We start from the raw sequence: 21,939 nt of genomic DNA on the forward strand, positions 1-21,939 counted from the left end.
GTTCCAAATACATTATTAGGCTGAATCGTGCTCATTTCATTTATTGACCTCTCTTTCCTGTTTTTCTTTTCCCTTGCAACAACTTTTACAATGCGTAAATTTGCAAAAAAAATAGGGTTAGTCGACAAGCCAAATGCTCGTAAGTTGCACAATGGTGCTATTCCCTTAGTTGGTGGGCTATCCATTTGTATCTCTATACTTTATTTCTTATTCAATAACCCAACCATTCTACCGTATACCGAGCTATACGCCGCGTGTATCTTCATACTTGTTAGCGTTGGAGTTTTGGATGATAAATACGACATCAGCTTTAAATTAAGGTTTGCAGTGCAAGCAGGTCTTTCTATCGTTATAATGATTGTTGGCGGTATTGAACTTAGTACTATAGGAGATGTATTTGGTAGCGGTGATGTCATTACACTAGGTTGGTTTGGTTACTTTGTAACCATGATTGCGGTCGTGGGAGCGATCAATGCATTCAATATGGTCGACGGAATTGATGGCCTGCTGGGCGGGTTATCTATCGTAACCTTTGGTGGGTTAGGAATAATGCTTAACCATGATGGTCAATCGAGTTTAGCCTACATTTGTTTAGTATTGGTCGTTGTGATTATTCCGTATATCCTGTTAAACCTTGGTGCCTTTGGCCGAAAAAGAAAGGTGTTTATGGGGGACGCTGGGAGTATGTTGATTGGTTTTACTGTTATCTGGCTATTGCTGCTATCTAGTCAAAATGGAAGCACTCCACCACTGCGTCCAGTTACCGCGTTATGGCTAATTGCAGTGCCGTTGATGGACATGGCTGCTATTATGATTCGTAGAATAAGAAGAGGAGACTCTCCTTTTAAGCCTGATCGTGAACATTTACATCACATTTTCCAACGTCTAGGTTTAAGCTCAACACAAACACTTATCGTTATTTGTAGTATTGCAACTCTCTACGCGGCAGTCGGAATTTCTGGTGAAATACTAAACATCCCAGAATATGTCATGTTCTACGCTTTTGTAATTTGCTTTACAATCTATCTTGCGCTTCTAAGTAATGTCTGGAAGATTCTATCCTATCTTAGAACGAAATGTGCCAAATGACAATTGCTCCTAATTCAAGTTACTGCTGTTTAGTATTTATCTAAAATAATATCGAAATACATATTATTGCCCAAGGGTTAATATGCATATAGTTACCTCTTGGACAATGATATATTCTAAAAAACTCATTTTAATCGAGTTAATTCATGCCTAGGCATGCAGCTAGGTTCCCTCCTGGTTTTTATCGTACAGCACCCTTTATAAACCAAAGTGATTAGCACTTAAACAAACCAAAGAACTGAAATTTTGAAACTAATAAGTCTCAATCCACATCCTCCCAAGAAAAGCAGATAGATGACAAGCGTGTTTTAGCTGGTTTTACTTTCGGAAAAGAATATAAAAAACCGTTAATTGGCTTCATTTTCAGCCTAGAATAAATTTTTCAGAATAGGTAACTCGAACTATTTGAAACATCTACATCGGTAAAGCAAACCAATTACAACCAAATATACAATAAGCGTTTGACCATGATACATAGGAATATCTGTTAATCCTGATACAATATATATAATCGGTATACTAATGAGTAAGTCCTTTCCTAATAAAGATAAATCTTTGAAAAAAAACACTGGGAACAACATGAAGCTCAGATATATCAAAACTCCTCCCCCTCCTTGTTGAACAAGTTTGTTTAATATTTCATTGTGTGGATGAGGAGCCGTAATTACATTTTTTGTCAACTCACCTTTATCGTATAACTTTTTCAATTCAGACTTATAGTCTTTAACCCCCAAGATAGGGCTACCATCAGCTATAGTTATAGCGGTGTTCCATAATTGTAGTCGAACACCAATAGAGGTACTTAGGTTACCTTGTTCGATTGCAGAGAATTCAGACATGGTTCTTTGATATCGTTCATATACAAAACCCTTACTAAACAATGCAATAACAGAAACAACAATAACCATTAATACAATATTTTTACTGAACTTTATTCTCTTTATATTCCTTATAGAGACTACCATTACAGCAAAAGCCAGAGCAAGCCACACACCACGACTCTCACTCAACAAAACACTTGAAGTTGCAAAAGCAAATCCACTAAAAAGGAGTAGTGCTTTATTTTTACTCTGCTCATATATAGCTAATATAAAAGCTGTTATAGCAAATGAGGCTCCGAGTGTTGCATAAGGTATAGGGTTAACTGGCAGTGACATTCGAGATTTACCCAAGTAAACTTGATAGTAAACTGAAACACCCAGTATACAAACAGAACCTAAAATCACTAAAGCCTGTAAGTGTAGAGTCTTTAACTTATCATAAGGCAAAAAAAGTATGATAAAAAATGCTCCAATCGCAGCGCGAGACTCTCGCCCACTAAAGTCCCCCTTATATATATAACTTACACCAATAAAAAACAAATATAGTACAATTAAATATAACCACCAATTATTACTAAAGTTAGATCGAATTATAGTAGCACGATAAACAAAAAAAGAAGCAACTGTAGCGACAAGTATAATTACTGAAAGAACTTTATCACCATTCTCAAAGATAAATAACCCACTAAAAACCCAAATAAATGGTAGATAAATAAATATATTTAAAGCCTGTTTCTTAATCATAACTAAACCTTGAAAGAAAAACCTAGGACTGTACCAATTTGATATTCGATACCAACTACCTTTTGTAGTTAAGGATAATATCGTTAATAAAACCACTCGGGCTACAATGTCTTTATCTCAGGAATATATTTGAGATTTTCTAACCAATCGTTACTGCTAACTAAAAAAAATACAGGGTGCGGATAATTTAATTTCACTTCCTACTCACTCCTAAAAATTGCTTTAATCATTATTTCCATCTTAAAATGGCTAGTGTGGATGATGTATCGAAGAGAAAACAGGCAACTCATCTTACTATTTAATACAAACCTCTCATCAAACTTATCGTAAGCGATACATAAGACGAAAGGCTTTATTTAGCTATATATTACTTCCAAGTAGTCGGTCGACTAAATGTAGGTACTTTCATATTGCTGTGAGACTTTATCCCAAGTATAACGCTTAAGCGCTATCGCCTTCATTGCTTCACCATTCCCCTCTAATCCACCCAACCCGTTAGTGTTCAAAATAAGGTTAAGTAGACTATCACTATTACTGAAATACAATGCACTATCTTCAGTGCTGTAACGATTAAAGCTACAGTCGAATGCGAAAACAGGCACACCAAAATGCATCATCTCAACTAACGAGGGGTTAGTGCCACCTGCCGAATGACCATGAAGATACAAAGAACAACCTTGACGAAGCTTATATAGTTCATCAATATCATAAATAGGATCCAGTAGTTCAACATTAGTAAATTTGGCGTACTCAAGTCTAATTTTACGTCCGTATTCGCTTGCATCCCAATTGCCAACAAATTTTATTGGTAATGAAGTTCTTGAATAGGCCTCAAGAATCATCTCAACGTTATTTTCTGGTTCTATACGACACAACCCTAAAGCATAACTTTGAGAGTTAATAGATTGAGTTGGGGTTTCTGGTTTTGCGTGATCACCACCGTAAGCTATTGTTTCCGAATTTAACCCATATTCTTTATAGACGTAATCCGTAATAGCCTGGTTATCAGTAACAACAACATCAGAATACCTGACAGCCATTGATTCAGAGAACTTTAAGAAACGTTTCACGAGCCCTCCCCACTTCTCCCGCTTCCACTCTAAACCATCAATATTTGTCACTATTTTCGCTTTGGAGAATAGCTTAAAAATAGGAAGGAAAATACAACCAGAAACGCCCAAAATAAGAACCACATCAGGTTTTATTTTCCAAGATTTGATCAGCGATAGTATATCATAGAAGATGCTTTGAGCGCCGTTAGCCCTTAGTGGTAAATAATGCAACTGGGCTTGGTTATACTCTTGCATATGTGTCTGATAGCTTTTTGACGAACAAAAAACAATGTACTGAGTTCCACTGTCTTTATTTAAAGTCAAGTTCTCAACAAGCGACTCAAAGCCACCATAACACGCTGGGATTCCAACAGTGCCAACAACTATTACTCGCTTCATTTTAGTTTAGTAACCTCACTCAATAAGAGTCCATTCATATCCTTATTAGAAAGTAATGGTGTGCTATTAGACGGTATTAAAGGCCACGATATATTAACTAGCTGATCGTCCCATGCTAATGATTGCTCAGCGCTAGGGTTATAATAGTCCGTACATTTATAAACAAACTCCGCCTCATCACTCGTCACATAGAACCCATGAGCAAACCCTTCTGGCACCCACAATTGACGTTTGTTTTCAGCTGATAAATATTCACCGACCCATTGACCAAACGTTGGTGAGTCTTTGCGAATATCAACTGCAACATCAAACACTTCACCTGAAACAACGCGTACTAACTTCCCTTGAGTATTCTCTGTTTGGTAATGCAGGCCTCGTAAGATACCTTTCTTCGATTTAGAGTGATTATCTTGTACAAATTGAGTCGGCTTTCCCGTTACTAGTTTTTCAAATTTCTTTTGATTCCAGGTTTCCATAAAGAAACCACGCTCATCACCAAACACACTTGGTTCTATGATTTTCACATCAGGAATACGAGTATCGATTACTTTCATTTTGTTATTCCGTATACGCTTGAATATTGTTTAACGCAGCCTTCCAGTCACTCGCTTTAACCGAGAAACCTAGCGTTATTTTTTCGGTACCTAATCGAGAATTGCTTGGGCGCTTAGCTGGTGTTGGGTATTGGTCAGTGGTAATACTCGTTAAACTTGGTTTATTTGCAAGAACTCCTTGCCCAACGGCAATACCAAAAATGGCATCAGCAAAGTCAAACCAACTCACATGAGGCAAACCCGAGTAATGGTAAACACCGTAATCCACTGCGTCCCCCTGAGTAATGTACTTCGCGATTTGAATCAATGTACCCGCTATATCGCCCGCATATGTCGGTCCGCCAAACTGATCACCCACAATACTTAATGCGTCTCTATTTTCTCCTAAACGCAGCATTGTTTTCACGAAATTATTGCCGTTCTCACCAAATACCCATGCAGTACGAAGGATAATATGTTTATCACACGCCTCGGCAACGGCGATTTCACCGGCGAGCTTACTTTTACCGTAAACCCCTTGCGGGTTTGTAGCATCCGTTTCCACATACTCGCCAACTTTATCGCCTTCAAAGACATAATCGGTCGAGATATGCAGCATTGCAGCACCAACACTCTGAGCGGCTTGCGCTAAGTATTTAGGACCATCACGGTTTATTGCATAAGAAAGGTCGACTTCCTCTTCAGCCTTGTCAACAGCAGTATGAGCTGCGGCATTGATAATGATGGTTGGTTGAAATTCGGTAACAGCAGAATAGACTGCCTCTTGATTAGTAATATCAAGATGCTCTCTATCGAGCGCTAACACTTCAGCATTCTCATGGTTCGCTAACTGCTCAGTTAGACTCGAACCAACTTGGCCATGGCAACCTGTAATTAAAATACGCATTAGCTGACGGTCCTTTTTTGAGCTTCATTCACTAAGCGGGTCAGGTACTGCCCATATTCGTTTTTCATCATCGGTTTCGCTAAATTCAGAACTTGCTCATCACTCAGCCAACCATTGCGCCACGCAATTTCTTCTAAACAAGCCACTTTCAAACCTTGAACATTTTCAATCGTTTGAACGAAAGAAGACGCTTCGTGCAAGCTCTCATGCGTACCAGTATCTAACCACGCAAAGCCACGACCAAGTAGTTCCACGTTTAATGATCCGTCATTTAAATACATTTCATTGAGTGTCGTAATTTCTAACTCGCCACGGTGTGATGGCTTAACCTGCTTGGCCATTTCCACCACACGATTATCGTAGAAATACAAACCTGTTACGGCATAGTTGGACTTTGGTGTTTCCGGCTTTTCTTCAATTGAAACAGCCTTCATCTCTTCATCAAATTCGACCACACCGAAACGCTCAGGATCTTTCACTTGGTAACCAAACACGGTTGCACCCGATTCTCTTGAAGCGGCACTTTGTAGCATTTTAGAAAAAGATTGACCATAGAAGATGTTATCGCCAAGTACTAAACAAACGCTGTCATCACCAATGAACTCTTCACCAATAATAAACGCTTGTGCTAAGCCATCTGGGCTTGGTTGAATAGCGTACTCAAGGTTGATACCAAAATCAGAGCCATCACCCAACAGGCGCTTAAAACCGGCATTATCTTCTGGTGTCGTGATTATTAAAATATCTTTAATACCAGCGAGCATTAATGTCGAAATCGGGTAAAACACCATTGGCTTGTCATAAATTGGCAAGAGTTGTTTCGACACACCACGTGTGAGTGGGTATAGACGAGTACCAGAGCCACCAGCTAATACGATACCTTTCATTACTTCATATCTCCTGTTACTACACCTAGGCGCTCACGTTGGTAACTACCATCTTGCACATTTTGACACCACTTAGCGTTATCTAGGTACCATTGTACTGTTTTGCGAAGACCCGTTTCGAACGTCTCTTCTGGCGTCCAACCTAATTCACGTTGCATTTTAGATGAGTCAATAGCATAGCGACGGTCATGACCTGGGCGATCTTGAACGTACGTGATCTGCTCTGCATACGCTGACTCTTTCGGTACTAGCGTATCTAGGATGTTGCAAATCGTATTCACGACCTCAAGGTTTTTCTTCTCGTTGTGACCACCGATGTTGTAAGTCTCGCCTACTTTACCTTCAGTCACTACTTTGTATAGTGCACGAGCATGGTCTTCCACAAACAGCCAATCACGAATTTGATCGCCTTTTCCGTAGATAGGAAGATCTTTTCCTTCCAGAGCATTTAAAATGACAAGTGGGATCAGTTTTTCAGGAAAGTGATATGGGCCGTAGTTATTTGAGCAGTTAGTAACGATAGTTGGCAGGCCGTAAGTACGTAACCATGCACGAACTAAATGATCACTTGATGCTTTTGAAGCAGAGTAGGGGCTAGATGGTTCATAAGGTGTCGTCTCTAAGAACATCGGCAGGTCTGTACCTTCTGGAACATCATCAGGATGTGGAAGGTCACCATACACTTCATCCGTCGAGATATGATGAAAACGGAACTCTGTTTTTGCTTTGTCTGACAGCGTATTCCAGTACTCTCGAGTAGCTTCCAGTAAGGTGTATGTGCCAACGACATTCGTTTCAATAAACGCAGCAGGGCCAGTGATAGAGCGATCAACATGCGATTCAGCTGCAAGGTGCATTACCGCATCAGGTTTATATTGCTCAAAAACACGGGCAAGCTCTGAACGATTACAGATGTCCACTTTCTCGAATCCATAACGTTCGTTCGAATCGACTTCAACAAGAGACTCTAAGTTACCAGCGTAGGTTAGGCAATCAACATTAACAACTTCATCGTGAGTGTTCTCTATTATATGTCTAATAACAGCACTTCCTATAAATCCAGCACCGCCTGTTACTAATATTTTCATTAATCAATTACTCACAGTCAAAATAGCAACCCAATGTTTGCTTTACAATATGTTTAGAATGATACTTTCTATCAAAAATAAGCTTCGAACGCCCTTTATTTCTATCAATCAAAGCGCTGTCTATATTAATAATAGCTGAGGCTAATGAAATAGACGATTTAGGCTTAATAAGATCGCCATTCCAACGGTCAACAACAGTTTCATTACAACCAGGAGCATCTGTAGTCACGATATATTTGTCGTAATATAGAGCCTCGATTATCGCGCGGGGAGTCCCTTCTCTATAAGAAGGGAGTACCACTACATCACTCAATTGGATATATTGAAAGATATTAGGTTTGTGTTCAAAAAAAATCGCATTTCTTAATTTCGTGTTGGAAATTTTTGTTTTTGTCATACCTGATGCTTCATCTAATGATGGAGAACCTATATGTAGAAAAACGAAATCATCTCTTACCAGATTGATGCGCTCAATGGCCTCTATATACTCGTTGATACCTTTTTCAAACAATGCTCTGCTAGGATATAAAACGAGTAACTCATGTCCCAAAAATCCATGCTGCTTTAAAAATTCCACCTTATTTATAGGTTTAACCTTATTGCTTGGAATCATGCTTGGATCAAATCCTGAACCATTAGTTACTAAAACCTTATCTGACTTCAGTAGTCCCTTAGATAGAAAGTAGTTTGCATCATCATGGTTCTGAAAGAATATATTATTAGATCTCCTACCCAAAATACGATAAATCCAATTAACTAATAATCGGCCAAACCAATAGCTAACTTTATCATAGGAATAGAGGAGTCCCATCCCCGTTACTGATAGGTATAATCTATTTTTATTATTAGAGAGTATACTAGCAAGCCCACCAACAACATTAGCTTTATGTGTAAAACAATGAATAATATCTGGTTTAACTTCTAATATTTTATTTAATATAAAAACAAACAATTTTATAATTGATACTAACCCAATAGACCTTCCAGAAAAGTCTGCAGTATGCGTTACAACACCCATACGTTTCAAGTCACCAATAAAGCTTCCTTCCGGACTAGATGCAGTAGAAATACTATGCACTTCATGTCCTTGCTCAATTAAGGCCTTGATAATTGGATAACGAAATTTGTATAAAGCGCCATCAGAGTTGCAGATTAATAGACATTTAGCCATTAAAATCACCTTCAATAAAATCTAAGTATTTATCGCATTGTGACTCAAGGGTATACCCTTCCCTTACCACACGATTACCTTCAAGTCCTATTTTCAATCTGAGTTTTTCATCATTGATAAGTTTAAAAAGCATTTCATACCATTCATCATCATCGTGAGCGTATAACCCCGACTCACCATTCTTAACTAAAACACTATTCTCGCCCACAGGACTGCAAACCACGGGTTTAGACATTGCCATATATTGAATCAATTTAAAAGCACACTTACCTTTTTCAAATCGAGAATCATTCAAAGGCATAATACCTATATCAATATAACTTAGTTCCAATATTTCATGCTCTTCCGACCATTGAATTACTTTATTTCTGAAACGCAAATTTTCACAAAACTCTTTATCTGCACCAATCAAGTGAACTTCGACGTCTAAATTCTCCTGCAAGCGACTAATCGCGCTCTCCACACTTAGCAGATATTGGGATGAAGTTGGGGAACCAATCCAACCAATAACAATTTTATTGTCACTTCTGGAGCGTTTACATTTTTCCTTATTATACCTTTGGTAGTCAATCACAGTTGGTATTTTTACCACTCTTCGAGCTCCCACTGACTTAGCAAATCTTAGTATATATTCACTTCCAGCATTAACTCCGCTTGCCCATTGGATAATTCGACGATGCTTGTTATACAGAAAAGAAAAGAAGTAACTCTCTTTAAACTTATCATAATTATGCCAAACAGCATCGTCATAATCTAAAATATAATTACGCCCAGTCACTTTGAACATCCATTCAAAGATCGGAGGAAAGTACGGAACCACCTCTTTTTCAATTATTAAAATAGATTTATTGTCCAATAACAAATATAAAGAAACCGCCAGTCTTTTTAATATTGCCCATATTGCGAGAAAGTAATACAGCTTATTACCTGAATATTTAAGAATCAAATAATCATCACAAAAAAGGGGGGCGTGAACAACCTTATATCCTTTCCCAATAAGAAAAGGAAAATATTGTAGACTGCGATATCTACTGCTAGCACCTAAACTTTGATGCTTAGTTAGATAAAATATCTTTTTCATTGTTAATTTTCTCTCGAATATGATAGAAACAATACATGATAGAAACAAGTTCCATAATAACACTTGCAATTAAGATCGAGTATTCATTAAAAATCCCGGCCAATGTTATTATTAAAATGAAATTAACACATAATGATATAATGCTAATTTTAAAAACATGGGAAACAAGGTTAAACTTAAATAGCAAGAAAGACTGAATTGAAGTGAACATTGAAAGTGTAGCTGATATAAAAAAGAACATAAAGAATATTGGCTTCATATCATACAAATAATAAGCAAGCATGCAAACAAATACAACAGATAAATAAACAAATCGAGAACTATAAAACAAATATTCTTTCATCACACGAAAGAATGATACAGCATCATTGATTGATGATTTAGCTATCTTATCAACATAGTAACTGCTTGAAATATACGTTGTGACAAAAATAAAAATAGAAACCATCAACATATAGTTACCTATTATCACTATATCTTTCTCTAAGAGTAGTATTGGCATCAATAGTGCGTAAACTCTTCCTCCCAATATTGATAGACAATTTTGCATGTAGAAATATTTACCGTCGAGTATATTTAGATCACACGAAAAACCATGTGAAGCATTGTCTTTACGGGAGACATTAACTCGCCAAATTGAATAATAAACAACGCATTCAATAAGCCTATATGCAAGAACTAAATATAGAACCCAACTATAATAAGGAAAAAATATTAGTATCGGAAAAATAGAAAACAAAAAAACAGGGAAAGAAAGTATATAACTATACTCTTTATTAACAAAGTAAAATGAACTATATGAAACATTAATCGAAGAAAGCAAACAAATAAATTGCATCGATAATATTATATTTACTTCCATATCAAAGAAAAAATATAATATAGCTGAAATGAGCGTAGAAAAAGGAATGGCCACCAAAATTTTATAGTATAAAATTTTGGTTACCCCCCCAGTAAAGCTATCACTTTTAGAAGATAGCTTCGATAACATGTACTTTAGTGGGAATATATCGACTAGAGTCAAAAATATTACACAAATAGGAATTAAAATAACAACCTTTGAGTAATTATATTCATCCATCACAATACTAGAGATAAACATCAAGCCTATGTATAGGCCTGAGTTAGCAGCTCGAAAAGAGAATCTTCCTACGCTATTCCATATTGATTTGTTTAACATAGAGCAAAGCAACCCTCTTAAATAATGCGCATACTAACAGCAAAAAAGATAAGTAAAGGATAGTGTCATTAAACTTATAAGCAACTAATGACAAAACACAAACAGGTAAAAATGATGCATACAAAAAGGTTATTGTGAAGTTTCTCTTTATTTTAGAAAAATAGTCTACAGCTGACAATACAAAACCTAAAACAATAGATGATAGAAAAGCACCCCATAGAGATAACTCATTTATAATAGCAAGATGCATAGTATAGACATTTGTAACAACCCCTCCTACCTCGATAAAATCTAGCACAGAGGAATTAACTGAAATATATTCAAAGCCTAAGACCTTATTAACAATTAAATAAAACTTATTCAGTATTGTAGGTAGATAAGGTTCAAATATTACATTGTTGTATGTAAATAATTTTCCGTCTAAAGCATAAAGTGCGCCTATTGCATAGTCGTAGGGATAAAGAAGAACATTTGTAGTCAAACTAGATAGATCATTCAGACTATTCAAACTTCCCACATCATTGTCTATAGCTTTCCCGGTAAAAACAGAAAATAAGATAATGAACAAGTAAAATAATACAACTGCGATAATACTAAAATAAATCAATCTTATATCATTAGTGTTTGTCCGTCGATACTTCACACCGAACATCATTATTATACATGTGATGAAGTTAATTTTAGCCCCAGTAAAAAGCAGGCTAAGCAATACCAAAGCAATTCCAATGTATTCGACCTTATACAATTTGGTAAAACATGACTTATAGACAGCAAGGCAACAACTTAAATAACCAAATATATAATAATAAATCAGAACTCCCGTATCGTTATTAATTTTATTAATATTTGATCTTGCTTGACCACTAAACAGAAAGTTTAAAAGACCAATTTCTTTTTCAATAGTTACTATAAAAACTAAAAAAAGAGAAAACCATATTAGCCAGGATAACTTTGTTAGTGATGCTATATTTTTTAAATTTTCAAAATCATTGTTCTCATGATAATCTAGACTAGAGTTACCTTCAAAAGATAAGTAAGAAATAACATACGATAAATTAAAAGCTAACAAATAACATAGCAAATATAGCCGAATCTCAACACTAAGCTCTCCAAAGGAAGATAGATCGAGTTGAGCTAGAAAAATTGCAAACAGCCAAGTCATATTGAAAACAAGATAAAGACTAAGCCCCCCATTATCTAACCTAGCTTTTAAAGCAATGACCGTAAAAATCATTAAGAACAAAAATATTATAAACATAAAATAATCATTTCAACCTAAATAATCAGAGTAACATCATTAAAAACTATATGGTCGCTAAGCTTTTATAATATTTAATTTCAATATAGAAATGAACATATCTCTATCAAAGATCACATAAACCACTTAATCAGAATTCCGACAAGCTATCTTAAACTAATATAAATTATAGAGGTTCATAACTCTGATTGACTCCAATATCAAACTACTCCAGCTAAAAAACTCTATTCGAGAAAGTGAAGAGTTACACAGAGTCTTGCTAGCAAGATAATATCCATTAATAAATAACCTAACCTTATTATGGGTTAAAATATCACCTGCTACTCTAGAAAATATCGACAACTCTTCAAGTGAAAATTTCAATTAGCTTTTCTATGAAAAATATTCACTTATTCTTTATACTGGTAGCTTATACTTCAAAGAAAATATCCATCGCACTATTTAGAATCATATTTCTTCACATACCAGGATACGGCATGCTTAATGGCTTTGTCTATTCTATGGGTTGGCTCATAACCTAATTTCAATTTAGCTTTTTGTATACTAGCTTGGGAGTGTCTAACATCACCCACACGGAAGTCTCTATAGGATGGTAATGTAGACAAATTGAAGTTCAATTCATTTAGTGAATTCTGTATCGAGCTATAAAGCTCATTTAAACTAGTCCTATCGCCAAGAGCAACATTGTATACTTCATCTTTAGCTTCATCAGGAGCTAAAGCAGCTAGAATGTTCATCTGTATTGTATTATCAATAAAGCAAAAATCTCTACTCGTTTCACCATCACCATTAATAAACACTTCTTCTTTCTTAATCATTGATGCTGTCCACTTTGGTATAACAGCCGCATAAGCACCATTGGGATCCTGTCTAGGCCCAAACACATTGAAATAACGTAGGCCAATAGTTTTAAAGCCGTAAGTACGTGCATAGACTCCAGCATAAAGCTCATTTACATATTTAGTAACAGCGTAAGGCGATAGTGGACTGCCAATATTTTCTTCTACTTTTGGTAACGCTGGATGGTCACCATAGGTTGAGCTGCTCGCAGCGTAGGTAAAACTACTCACTTGAGCTTCTTTTGCTGCCGTCAACATATTTACGAAACCAGTAATGTTTGCAGCATTGGTTGTGACAGGATCTGCAATTGACCTTGGCACACTGCCCAGAGCTGCTTGATGGAGCACATAGTCGACCGCAACTTCACCTAGACCAATAGCTTTCTCACAATCGGCGTAATTTCGAATATCACCTTCAATAAAAGAAAAACGCTTCCATTGCTCCTCAGTTACAAGCGAACGCACTTCATCCAAATTGTGCTGATGCCCTGTAGCAAAGTTATCTAGTCCAACCACTTTTTGATTTAATTTCAAGAGCGTCTCGAGTAGGTTGGAACCGATAAAACCTGCTACTCCTGTAATTAACCACTTTTGGGGAGATTCCGTTAATTGCTTTTTTATTTGATCATATTGAGTCATATCGGCCACTTGTTTAAGCTTAATGATTAAGGGGAAATAAAAGTACTATTTTGAGATAACGTGCTAATTTTCGCAGCACGTTATTTTAGGTTTGAGAGCATTAGCATTAGAGACGCATGTCTACATCGCTTTTTTCTAAGACATATTTTAAGTCATACAAGACATGTGTTTCTTTACCGAACTCTCTAATTTTTTCTGCACCTAACTGCTTGAATTCATCATGTGATACCGCTAAAACAATACCATCATAATGATTCAACTGTGCTTCTTTGATGACCGATAAACCATACTCGTGCTGTGCTTCCTCGTTTGAACACCAAGGGTCAAGAACATCAACGTTAATGTTGTATTCTTTAAGTTCAGAAACAATATCGATCACTTTAGTATTCCTAAGATCTGGGCAGTTTTCTTTAAACGTTAAGCCCATAACAAGTACATTAGCGCCTTCAACATGAATACGCTTTTTAAGCATACTTTTAACCAACGTAGAAACTACATACCCCCCCATACCATCATTCAAACGACGACCGGCTAGAATCATCTCCGGGTGATACCCTACTGTTTGAGCTTTATGTGTTAAGTAGTATGGGTCCACACCAATACAGTGACCGCCAACAAGACCAGGACGAAATGGTAAGAAGTTCCATTTAGTACCTGCCGCTTCTAATACTTCAAGAGTATCAATATTCAACTTATTAAATATAATTGAAAGCTCATTGATTAATGCAATATTCACATCTCGCTGAGTATTTTCAATGACTTTTGCCGCTTCTGCTACCTTAATGCTTGATGCTTTGTGTGTACCTGCGGTTATTATCGTTTTATACAATTGGTCTACAAATTCAGCCACTTCATCAGTAGAACCACTAGTCACTTTCAAAATATTAGTTACACGGTGCTCTTTATCGCCAGGGTTTATACGCTCAGGTGAGTATCCAGCAAAAAAATCTTTATTAAATGTTAAACTCGCTACATTCTCAACAACAGGAATACATACCTCTTCAGTCGCGCCAGGGTAAACTGTTGACTCATAGATGATAACATCACCTTTAGAAATAACAGAACCTAGTGCTTCCGACGCTTTAATCAACGGTGTCAAGTCCGGTTGTTTATACTCATCAATAGGGGTAGGAACGGTAACAATATAAACGTTACACTCTTTTAGCTCTTCAAGCGAAGCTGTATAAGTAAGATGAATAGCTTCTGCTAACTCATCACTCCCACATTCTAAGGTACTATCAATACCTTTAGCTAATTCATCAATACGACTTTGGTTAATATCAAAACCGATGGTTGCTTGCTTTTTACCGAATTCAACGGCTAGAGGTAGCCCAACATAACCTAATCCAATAATACCAATGTTCGCTTTCTCTAACGAAAAGTTCATATAATTTCACCTGATAGATATAAAAAATTTATCCACCTCAGTCATTCCTTCCCTACTAACTCTGCGAACTCACTTGTTAACACCTTGTTGCATAGACTTACATTTGGGAACGCTACCGCCCTTAGGTTTAGCTCCCAAAGGCGGTCAGTAGATAAAGGCTTACCGAGGTAAGCACAGTCATTTTAAATAGGCAGGATTGTAGCAAATAGCATGTGCATACTCTACGTTTATATTGATATCCCTTACTAAACGTCGCCATTGCAGATGACCTAAAAGAACATTTTATATCTTAAAAAATACGAGATTCGAAACAAAAAAAACAGCATAACGAGACACAAGCAGACACCCAGAATATCAACGACTAACATTAGCAGGTTCACCTCAATAGTATTTGCCCAACAACATGCTCCCTCTGTATTCTCCCATCCTTTATCGCTATACTCCTGATCTATAGTTTTTCGCCCAATAACGAATAAGAGTTCAAGATATGCAAGAGTTAGTTCCATTTGTTCAAGAGAATATGATTTTAGCCATCGTATGGATCGGCTTGGTTGTTGCCATCATTGCGAACGTTATCAAAACATCAAACGCAGCCTACAAAGAGATCACGGCAGCGCAAACTACACAACTGATCAACCGTGAAAACGGCGTTGTGGTTGATATTCGTACTAAAGATGAGTTCAAAAAGGGCCATATTACGGACGCAGTTCACATTTTGCCGTCAGACATCAAAGCAAATAGCTTTGGTAGCCTTGAAAGCCACAAAGCAGACCCAATCATCGTAGTATGCAAGACAGGTCAAACCGCTCAAGAAAGCGCGAACTTGCTGGTTAAAGCAGGTTTCGAAAACGTAAGCGTACTGAAAAGCGGCTTAGTGGCTTGGAGCGAAGCTAACTTACCTTTGGTTAAAGGTAAGAAGTAGTTAAAGGTGAAAAACTTTTAAAGACAAGCAGTAAGCTGACCCGATTACACGAATATAACTTTAAGGTTTTGTTCGGCAGATATAACGAACAAAACCTAATTTAAATTTTTAAGGACAAGAAAATGGCTGAAGCAGCACAACAAGACGCACAACAAAACTTCGCAATCCAACGCATCTTCCTAAAAGATGTATCTTTCGAAGCGCCAAACTCTCCAGACATGTTTCAAAAAGAGTGGAACCCAGATGTAAAACTGGACCTAGACACTCAAAGCCGTGAACTTGGCGAAGGCGTTTACGAAGTAATCCTACGTCTAACTGTTACAGTTAAGAACGCAGAAGACACTGCATTCCTTTGTGAAGTTCAACAAGGCGGTATCTTCTCTGCAAGCGAAATGGAAGCTGGTCAACTGGCTCATTGCCTTGGTGCATTCTGCCCGAACATCCTGTTCCCATACGCTCGTGAAACGATTTCTAGCCTAGTGGTTAAAGGTACGTTCCCACAACTGAACCTAGCACCTGTAAACTTCGATGCTTTGTTCATGAACTACCTACAGAACCAAGCTCAGCAAGCTGAAGGCGAACAGGCTTAAGTCTCAAAGTAGAACTTAACTCTAACGTTTCAAGCGCTAGTTAGCTTTTAAATGCACATCGTAACTTCTGCGATGTGCATTTTTTCTTTACACTGTACTAAGATTGAAAGCTCTTATTATTTTAGTAGATAGCTTTTCCAGAATTCTTCGATTTCCCTCAATATTTTTAGGTGGAAGCATGACAGACACAACTCACCCGACCAACACGACAGACGCTTACGGTAAAGACAGCGCTTACGGAACAGAAATCGCCATGACTGTCATTGGTGCAGGTTCTTACGGAACCTCTTTAGCTATCTCTCTAGCGCGTAACGGTGCCAATGTTGTTCTTTGGGGACATGACCCTGTTCATATGGCTCGCCTTGAATCTGAGCGTGCGAACAATGAGTTTCTACCCAATATCGCTTTCCCAGACAGCTTAATTATTGAGTCAGATATAGAAAAAGCCGTGACTTCAAGCCGAGATCTTTTGGTTGTCGTTCCAAGCCACGTGTTTGGTATCGTTTTAAATAGCCTTAAGCCTCACTTAACAGAGAACTCTCGCATCTGTTGGGCGACCAAAGGCCTAGAGCCAGAAACAGGCCGCCTACTTAAAGATGTCGCGCACGATGTGCTTGGTGATGGCTACTCGCTTGCGGTTCTATCAGGGCCTACTTTCGCTAAAGAGTTAGCGATGGGCATGCCAACGGCTATCTCTGTCGCTTCACCTGATGAAGTATTCTTAGAAGAGCTGCAAGAGAAGATCCACTGCGGTAAAACATTCCGCGTATACGCAAACTCTGATTTCATCGGTATGCAACTTGGCGGCGCGGTGAAAAATGTTATCGCAATTGGCGCAGGCATGTCGGATGGCATTGGTTTTGGTGCCAATGCTCGTACTGCACTGATCACGCGTGGCTTAGCTGAAATGAGTCGCTTAGGTGCTGCACTGGGTGCACAACCCGAAACCTTTATGGGTATGGCAGGGCTGGGCGATCTAGTACTAACCTGTACTGATAACCAATCACGTAACCGTCGTTTTGGATTGGCTTTAGGTTCAGGTAAAGACGTCGATACTGCACAAGAAGAGATCGGCCAAGTGGTCGAAGGCTATCGCAACACTAAAGAAGTTTGGTTACTATCCGAACGTATGGGCGTTGAGATGCCAATTGTTGAACAAATCTATCAAGTGCTGTATCAAGGGAAAGATGCCCACTTAGCGGCACAAGATCTGCTTGCTCGAGACAAGAAGTCAGAGCGATAACATCGCTTATTAAGTCGTGGAATGAAATAGATAAAATGGATGGAAAAATGAAACACTGTGAACAGCAAAAGGTTTGGCAATGCATTGTGAAGGAAGCTCGACAGCAGTCAGAGCAAGAACCTATGCTTGCGAGTTTTTACCATGCCACCATTATCAACCACGAAAGCCTAGGGGCTGCACTCAGTTACATTCTTGCTAACAAGTTAAAGACTGCTTCGATGCCAGCAATGGCAGTACGTGAAGTGGTTGAACAAGCATTTAAGCAGGACCAATCGATTATTGATGCGGCCGCTTGTGATATTTGCGCGACGGTAAACCGAGATCCTGCGGTTGAGATGTACTCGATGCCTCTGCTTTATCTAAAAGGCTACCACGCTCTTCAAGGTTACCGAGTGGCTAACTGGTTGTGGAAGCAAGGTCGTATTGCGCTTGCCACTTACCTACAGAACCAAATTTCAGTTGCTTGCCAAGTGGATATTCACCCGGCGGCTCGTATCGGTAAAGCTATCATGCTTGATCACGCGACAGGCATTGTGATTGGTGAAACAGCCGTCGTTGAAAATGATGTCTCTATCCTTCAAGACGTGACTTTAGGGGGTACGGGTAAAGAAGGTGGCGATCGTCACCCTAAGATCCGAGAAGGCGTGATGATTGGTGCAGGTGCTAAAATCCTCGGCAACATTGAAGTGGGTGAAGGCGCTAAGATTGGTTCTTGCTCTGTGGTTCTACAAGCCGTACCGCCTCATACGACTGTCGCTGGTGTTCCTGCAAAAATTGTTGGAAAACCGAAAACTGACAAGCCGTCTTTAGATATGGACCAAGGATTCAATGGTCGCTCTCAGAACTTCATCCATGGTGATGGGATTTAAGAGCAGGTTCGGGATTCAACGAATAGCCGAGATGCGAAAAGACTCGCAGCAGATGCTGATTATTAATAAGAGCAAAATGACGATAATGATGAAACCCGTTCAATCAATGAGCACTGTTCTTTTGATATCTGCCAGCCTTGGTGTTGCTCTTTTGTCTTCATCATCATTTGCTGCATCTCAAGGTGAACTGAAAGGCGTATCAAGCGAAATCTCTCGTCAACAGAAAGCGCTCTCTTCCCAGCAAAAGAAACTCGATAGCCTACAGGCAAACCTCAAGAAGCAGGAGCTGTCCATCGCTTCACTTGAAAAAGCGATTCTAGACAGTAAAAAGCAGCTCAATACTGCTAATGCTAATATTGCTAATTTAGACACAAAGATTAAAGCGCTCACTGCACAGAAAAAAGTCCAGACAGACAAGTTAGAGCAGCTCATTCAGACTTACTACATGACGAGTCGAGCTAAGGCTTCTTCTCACATTCTCAACACCGGTGTAGAAGAAGATCGCATCAGTCACTATTACCAGCACCTTGCCAAAGCTCGCTCCGCAACCATTAAAACGATTGAACAGACGCAACTTGAATTAGAAGAAAGCCACAAACAGCGTCAACTTGAGCAAGAACAGATAGCAACACTGCTAAAACAGCAAACCACCAAGCGCGATACGTTAGCCAAAACTCAAACGCAGCGTAAGAAAACGGTTGGCAGCATCAAGAAAAACATCTCGGGTGACAAGAATTACCTAGCAGAGCTTCAGCGAAATGAAACACGCCTCAAAGCTGAAATAGCGAAAGCAGAAAAAGCGGCTCGAGAACGACGTAATGCAGTCCCGATGGATGGCCTAGCAAAACGTAAAGGTAAGCTGCCTTGGCCGATCAAAGATAAAGTTCTACATAACTACGGTTCACGTCAAACGGGGCAAATTAACTGGAAAGGCATGGTGATAAACGCCAAGTACGGTCAGCAGGTAAAATCGGTTTACTCTGGCACGGTGGTATTTTCCGAGTATCTGCGAGGCTATGGTTTAGTGGTTCTTCTCGACCATGGTAAAGGTGATATGACGCTCTATGGCTTTAACCAAGCACTACTGAAGAAAGAAGGTGACAAGGTTAAAGCGGGTGAAGCCATCGCGCTTGCAGGTGACACTGGCGGCCAAACACGCCCATCATTGTACTTTGAAATTCGTAGAAACAGCCAAGCTCAGAATCCAAAGAGCTGGTTGGTTCGATAAAGAGCAGATACGGGATGCGAGTATCTTTCTTCGAATCCCGTATACCGCTTACTCGTCTCTTTCTATTTAGAGTTCAACGCCCTTACACCATCTTCCAATAATGTCAGCTGCTCAAAACCTTGAGCTGTCGCAATCGGTTTAACCGTCGCGATCATCTGCAGCATTCCTTGATGAACCACTTGCTCGGTAATTTGAGCTTTTGGAGACATCGCAGATTGATACGCCAACCAACCTGATGCAATCAAGTGAAGAGACGTCACCATCGATTTCATTTCCGTATCCGTTGCTTTGAGCAGGTTCAACTCAACGAAGGCTCGCATGATATCGACAAGATTCGTTTGCAGCTTTTCTTGTACGGCCATGTAATCAAGGTGGAGTTTTTCATCACGTGACAATATTTCAGGTAAGTTCGCATAGAAGAATCGGTACTTCCACATCAACGTGAAGATAGAATCTAAGTAAGTCTTTAGTAACGTCAGGCTTTCTTGTTGGCCTTGAATCGGTGTGAACCTTTCAAGTAACTCTGTCGAATAGAGAGTAAAGATGTCACGGACAATTTCTTGCTTGTTGCGGAAATGGTAGTAGAGGTTACCAGGGCTAATCTCGATATGCTCAGCAATATGATTGGTCGTAATACTACGCTCACCGTGCTCATTAAAAAGCTCTAGAGCAGCGTAAACAATCTTGTCACGTGTTTTCATTAGTTATTAGTATCCCTATCCGTTTAGGGGTTCAGTATATCGCCACTAAACGGATAGATCGAGCTGTTAACATCTGGTCTAATTAGCATTAGCTAAAATAGAGCCGAATCAATCACTGCCAAACAGATCTCGTGTGTACACCTTATCTGCAACGTCTGCGATTTCTTCTACCATTCTGTTAGATACAATCACATCCGATACAGCTTTGAACTCTTCTAGGTCAGAATAAACCTTCGAGTTAAAGAAATGCTCTTCTTCCAATACCGGTTCATACACGACGACTTCGATGCCTTTGGCTTTTAAACGCTTCATGATCCCTTGGATGGAAGAAGCACGGAAATTGTCAGAGCCCGCCTTCATGATCAAACGATAAATACCGACAATTTTAGGCGAGCGCTTAATAATTGAATCCGCAATGAAGTCTTTTCGGGTACGGTTTGCATCAACAATCGCACCCACAATGTTGTTTGGTACATCTTGATAGTTTGCTAATAGTTGCTTGGTGTCTTTTGGTAAGCAGTAACCACCGTAACCAAATGAAGGGTTGTTGTAATGATTGCCGATACGAGGGTCTAAGCCAACACCTTCTATGATCTGACGAGAATCCAAGCCATGCGCTTCCGCGTAAGAATCAAGCTCATTGAAATAAGAAACTCGCATCGCTAGATAAGTATTTGAGAATAACTTTACTGCTTCTGCTTCCGTTGAGTGAGTAAACAGTACGTCGATGTTTTCTTTTTCCGCACCTTCCACAAGAAGATTCGCAAACACTTTAGCGCGTTCAGAACATTCACCAACGATAATACGTGATGGGTGTAGATTATCGTACAGGGCCTTGCCTTCACGCAAAAACTCCGGTGAGAACATGACGTTTTCGCAGTTCAGCTCTTGCTTAATACGCTCGGTATAGCCAACCGGCACCGTTGATTTAATAATCATCACCGCATCAGGATTGATCTCCATGACGTCTTTGATGACAGATTCTACAGAGCTGGTATCAAAATAATTGTTTTTAGGGTCATAATCGGTAGGTGTAGCAATGATGACAAATTCAGCATTTTTGTAAGCGGCTTTATCCGTTGTTGCCATGAAGTTCAGCGTCTTATTTGATAGAAAGTGCTCAATCTCATTGTCTACAATCGGTGACTGCTTATTGTTTAGCATTGCCACTTTTTCATCGATGATATCTACCGCAATGACTTCATGATGTTGTGCCAAAAGCATAGCGTTTGATAGACCCACATACCCTGTACCGGCTACTGCAATCTTCATGATAATACCTATAGTTTCGAGTAATTAACTCAACATAAT

The 21,939-nt window shown here is 38.8% G+C and carries 20 protein-coding genes; 6 read left to right on the top strand and 14 right to left on the bottom strand.

Translation table 11 applies throughout. The annotated features are described in order from the left end of the window. Positions 1-27: 27 nt before the first annotated feature. Positions 28-1,089: a UDP-N-acetylglucosamine--undecaprenyl-phosphate N-acetylglucosaminephosphotransferase gene (gene wecA, locus AB6E52_RS05500; RefSeq protein WP_102320650.1), complete on the top strand. Its 1,062-nt coding sequence runs from the start codon at positions 28-30 to the stop codon at positions 1,087-1,089. Positions 1,090-1,490: 401 nt separating this feature from the next. Here wecA and AB6E52_RS05505 read toward each other — a convergent pair whose 3' ends face one another. From AB6E52_RS05505 to tviB, 12 genes are all read right to left on the bottom strand, one after another. Next, positions 1,491-2,654 carry an O-antigen ligase gene (locus tag AB6E52_RS05505; RefSeq protein WP_102320651.1) on the bottom strand — a complete coding sequence of 388 codons (1,164 nt, stop codon included), beginning with the start codon at positions 2,652-2,654 and terminating at the stop codon, positions 1,491-1,493. 389 nt (positions 2,655-3,043) lie between these two features. Beyond that, positions 3,044-4,105 (bottom strand): DUF1972 domain-containing protein, encoded by a 1,062-nt coding sequence (locus AB6E52_RS05510; RefSeq protein ID WP_017063119.1) that lies wholly within the window; start codon positions 4,103-4,105, stop codon positions 3,044-3,046. Beyond that, a complete protein-coding gene (rfbC, locus tag AB6E52_RS05515) occupies positions 4,102-4,659 on the bottom strand; it encodes a dTDP-4-dehydrorhamnose 3,5-epimerase (RefSeq protein ID WP_017063118.1) in 558 nt (185 codons plus the stop codon). Before rfbC ends, AB6E52_RS05510 begins: the two co-directional genes overlap by 4 nt. 4 nt (positions 4,660-4,663) lie before the next feature. Continuing rightward, positions 4,664-5,545 carry a dTDP-4-dehydrorhamnose reductase gene (gene rfbD / locus AB6E52_RS05520; protein ID WP_017063117.1) on the bottom strand — a complete coding sequence of 294 codons (882 nt, stop codon included), beginning with the start codon at positions 5,543-5,545 and terminating at the stop codon, positions 4,664-4,666. Beyond that, positions 5,545-6,432: a glucose-1-phosphate thymidylyltransferase RfbA gene (rfbA, locus tag AB6E52_RS05525; protein ID WP_102320652.1), complete on the bottom strand. Its 888-nt coding sequence runs from the start codon at positions 6,430-6,432 to the stop codon at positions 5,545-5,547. The genes rfbD and rfbA overlap by 1 nt, the downstream gene beginning before the upstream one ends. Then, entirely contained in the window at positions 6,432-7,520 is a 1,089-nt protein-coding gene (rfbB, locus tag AB6E52_RS05530) for a dTDP-glucose 4,6-dehydratase (protein ID WP_102320653.1), read from the bottom strand. Before rfbB ends, rfbA begins: the two co-directional genes overlap by 1 nt. 7 nt (positions 7,521-7,527) lie before the next feature. Further along, positions 7,528-8,691: a glycosyltransferase family 4 protein gene (locus tag AB6E52_RS05535; protein WP_017063114.1), complete on the bottom strand. Its 1,164-nt coding sequence runs from the start codon at positions 8,689-8,691 to the stop codon at positions 7,528-7,530. Further along, on the bottom strand, positions 8,684-9,772 hold the full coding sequence (locus AB6E52_RS05540) for a glycosyltransferase family 4 protein (RefSeq protein WP_017063113.1): 1,089 nt from the start codon (positions 9,770-9,772) through the stop codon (positions 8,684-8,686). The genes AB6E52_RS05535 and AB6E52_RS05540 overlap by 8 nt, the downstream gene beginning before the upstream one ends. Then, entirely contained in the window at positions 9,747-10,952 is a 1,206-nt protein-coding gene (locus AB6E52_RS05545; RefSeq protein WP_102320654.1) for a hypothetical protein, read from the bottom strand. The genes AB6E52_RS05540 and AB6E52_RS05545 overlap by 26 nt, the downstream gene beginning before the upstream one ends. Continuing rightward, a complete protein-coding gene (locus tag AB6E52_RS05550) occupies positions 10,927-12,210 on the bottom strand; it encodes an O-antigen polymerase (protein ID WP_102320655.1) in 1,284 nt (427 codons plus the stop codon). Before AB6E52_RS05550 ends, AB6E52_RS05545 begins: the two co-directional genes overlap by 26 nt. A gap of 437 nt (positions 12,211-12,647) precedes the next feature. Then, the gene (locus tag AB6E52_RS05555; RefSeq protein ID WP_017063110.1) at positions 12,648-13,688 is read right to left on the bottom strand and encodes an NAD-dependent epimerase/dehydratase family protein; all 1,041 of its coding nucleotides are present in this window, start codon (positions 13,686-13,688) and stop codon (positions 12,648-12,650) included. Positions 13,689-13,794: 106 nt separating this feature from the next. Then, on the bottom strand, positions 13,795-15,075 hold the full coding sequence (gene tviB, locus AB6E52_RS05560; protein WP_017063109.1) for a Vi polysaccharide biosynthesis UDP-N-acetylglucosamine C-6 dehydrogenase TviB: 1,281 nt from the start codon (positions 15,073-15,075) through the stop codon (positions 13,795-13,797). Between the two features lie 487 nt (positions 15,076-15,562). Between tviB and AB6E52_RS05565 the strand changes: the two genes are divergently transcribed. From AB6E52_RS05565 to AB6E52_RS05585, 5 genes are all read left to right on the top strand, one after another. Beyond that, a complete protein-coding gene (locus AB6E52_RS05565; RefSeq protein ID WP_017063108.1) occupies positions 15,563-15,997 on the top strand; it encodes a rhodanese-like domain-containing protein in 435 nt (144 codons plus the stop codon). A 122-nt stretch (positions 15,998-16,119) separates the two neighbouring features. Then, positions 16,120-16,587 carry a protein-export chaperone SecB gene (secB, locus tag AB6E52_RS05570; protein WP_009847959.1) on the top strand — a complete coding sequence of 156 codons (468 nt, stop codon included), beginning with the start codon at positions 16,120-16,122 and terminating at the stop codon, positions 16,585-16,587. A gap of 178 nt (positions 16,588-16,765) precedes the next feature. After that, complete coding sequence (gene gpsA / locus AB6E52_RS05575; protein ID WP_102320657.1) at positions 16,766-17,830, top strand: NAD(P)H-dependent glycerol-3-phosphate dehydrogenase; 1,065 nt, start codon at positions 16,766-16,768, stop codon at positions 17,828-17,830. A 47-nt stretch (positions 17,831-17,877) separates the two neighbouring features. After that, complete coding sequence (cysE, locus tag AB6E52_RS05580; RefSeq protein ID WP_009847961.1) at positions 17,878-18,699, top strand: serine O-acetyltransferase; 822 nt, start codon at positions 17,878-17,880, stop codon at positions 18,697-18,699. 76 nt (positions 18,700-18,775) lie between these two features. After that, positions 18,776-19,927, top strand: coding sequence for a murein hydrolase activator EnvC (locus AB6E52_RS05585; protein ID WP_277869706.1), 1,152 nt, complete (start codon positions 18,776-18,778; stop codon positions 19,925-19,927). 62 nt (positions 19,928-19,989) lie between these two features. On the opposite strand, the gene AB6E52_RS05590 is transcribed toward AB6E52_RS05585, so the two are convergent. Both AB6E52_RS05590 and AB6E52_RS05595 read right to left on the bottom strand, forming a co-directional pair. After that, positions 19,990-20,628, bottom strand: a complete 639-nt coding sequence (locus tag AB6E52_RS05590; RefSeq protein ID WP_017063104.1) for a TetR/AcrR family transcriptional regulator — start codon at positions 20,626-20,628, stop codon at positions 19,990-19,992. 108 nt (positions 20,629-20,736) lie between these two features. Further along, entirely contained in the window at positions 20,737-21,900 is a 1,164-nt protein-coding gene (locus AB6E52_RS05595; protein WP_102320658.1) for a nucleotide sugar dehydrogenase, read from the bottom strand. Positions 21,901-21,939: the final 39 nt, after the last annotated feature.

Origin of the sequence: Vibrio sp. 10N.247.311.13 (assembly GCF_041467595.1) — a bacterium.
Lineage (GTDB): Bacteria > Pseudomonadota > Gammaproteobacteria > Enterobacterales > Vibrionaceae > Vibrio > Vibrio crassostreae_C.

Excerpts from the sequence above, each read along its gene's own strand:
- AB6E52_RS05535 (WP_017063114.1), bottom strand. The coding sequence starts at position 8,691 with ATGGCTAAATGTCTATTAATCTGCAACTCTGATGGCGCTTTATACAAA.
- gpsA (WP_102320657.1), top strand. The coding sequence starts at position 16,766 with ATGACAGACACAACTCACCCGACCAACACGACAGACGCTTACGGTAAA.
- AB6E52_RS05505 (WP_102320651.1), bottom strand. The coding sequence starts at position 2,654 with ATGATTAAGAAACAGGCTTTAAATATATTTATTTATCTACCATTTATT.
- AB6E52_RS05585 (WP_277869706.1), top strand. The coding sequence starts at position 18,776 with ATGACGATAATGATGAAACCCGTTCAATCAATGAGCACTGTTCTTTTG.
- rfbB (WP_102320653.1), bottom strand. The coding sequence starts at position 7,520 with ATGAAAATATTAGTAACAGGCGGTGCTGGATTTATAGGAAGTGCTGTT.
- AB6E52_RS05565 (WP_017063108.1), top strand. The coding sequence starts at position 15,563 with ATGCAAGAGTTAGTTCCATTTGTTCAAGAGAATATGATTTTAGCCATC.
- AB6E52_RS05590 (WP_017063104.1), bottom strand. The coding sequence starts at position 20,628 with ATGAAAACACGTGACAAGATTGTTTACGCTGCTCTAGAGCTTTTTAAT.
- AB6E52_RS05540 (WP_017063113.1), bottom strand. The coding sequence starts at position 9,772 with ATGAAAAAGATATTTTATCTAACTAAGCATCAAAGTTTAGGTGCTAGC.
- secB (WP_009847959.1), top strand. The coding sequence starts at position 16,120 with ATGGCTGAAGCAGCACAACAAGACGCACAACAAAACTTCGCAATCCAA.
- AB6E52_RS05545 (WP_102320654.1), bottom strand. The coding sequence starts at position 10,952 with ATGTTAAACAAATCAATATGGAATAGCGTAGGAAGATTCTCTTTTCGA.
- AB6E52_RS05595 (WP_102320658.1), bottom strand. The coding sequence starts at position 21,900 with ATGAAGATTGCAGTAGCCGGTACAGGGTATGTGGGTCTATCAAACGCT.
- AB6E52_RS05510 (WP_017063119.1), bottom strand. The coding sequence starts at position 4,105 with ATGAAGCGAGTAATAGTTGTTGGCACTGTTGGAATCCCAGCGTGTTAT.
- tviB (WP_017063109.1), bottom strand. The coding sequence starts at position 15,075 with ATGAACTTTTCGTTAGAGAAAGCGAACATTGGTATTATTGGATTAGGT.
- rfbA (WP_102320652.1), bottom strand. The coding sequence starts at position 6,432 with ATGAAAGGTATCGTATTAGCTGGTGGCTCTGGTACTCGTCTATACCCA.
- rfbD (WP_017063117.1), bottom strand. The coding sequence starts at position 5,545 with ATGCGTATTTTAATTACAGGTTGCCATGGCCAAGTTGGTTCGAGTCTA.
- AB6E52_RS05550 (WP_102320655.1), bottom strand. The coding sequence starts at position 12,210 with ATGTTTATAATATTTTTGTTCTTAATGATTTTTACGGTCATTGCTTTA.
- cysE (WP_009847961.1), top strand. The coding sequence starts at position 17,878 with ATGAAACACTGTGAACAGCAAAAGGTTTGGCAATGCATTGTGAAGGAA.
- AB6E52_RS05555 (WP_017063110.1), bottom strand. The coding sequence starts at position 13,688 with ATGACTCAATATGATCAAATAAAAAAGCAATTAACGGAATCTCCCCAA.
- rfbC (WP_017063118.1), bottom strand. The coding sequence starts at position 4,659 with ATGAAAGTAATCGATACTCGTATTCCTGATGTGAAAATCATAGAACCA.